The organism is Cupriavidus basilensis, assembly GCF_029335485.1.
Taxonomy (GTDB): Bacteria; Pseudomonadota; Gammaproteobacteria; order Burkholderiales; family Burkholderiaceae; genus Cupriavidus; species Cupriavidus basilensis_E.
Map to the genome: position 1 here is coordinate 1 of NZ_JARJLM010000169.1, position 505 is coordinate 505.

The 505-nt window shown below is 66.5% G+C and carries 1 protein-coding gene; it reads right to left on the reverse strand.

Features of this window, described 5'->3' with window-relative positions:
* Nucleotides 1-38: 38 nt before the first annotated feature.
* Nucleotides 39-505 (reverse strand): MFS transporter (locus P3W85_RS10130; RefSeq protein ID WP_346430256.1); only part of this gene is annotated, 467 nt, incomplete at its 5' end.

A 505-nucleotide genomic window follows, 5' to 3' on the forward strand; every position in this document is an offset into this window, starting at 1 on the left:
CCATCCTGTCGGACCAGCGGCCTTGTTTCACCGCCGCATCAGCACAGGGAATCCGGCGCCGGTCGCGCCGATTCCAGTGCCGGCACACCGCCCCTTCGCCTTGATCCCAGGTAGGGCAAAAGACTGAGCAGCCCAACCACCGCCAGGCCAACACCGACCCACAGCGGGGAGCGCAATCCGTAGCCGGCGCCGATACCGAGTCCGCCCATCCACGATCCCACCCCAAGGCCGATATTGATCACCGACGTATGCACGGTATTGACCAAGGGTCCGGGATGCGCGGTCCTGATCACGCGGGCGATCATGGCAGGATTCATCGGCACGCCGGCCAGGCCGATCAGGACAAACCCGGCGACGGCGACGATCTTGTTATCCGCGAAGCCCGCGAACACCGCCAGCGTGGCAGCCAGGACGGTCAGCCCGCCAAGCAGGATCGGGATCGCATGCCTGTCGGCAAAGCGCCCGACCACGGCGTTGCCCACCACGTTGGCCGTGCCGGTTCTGC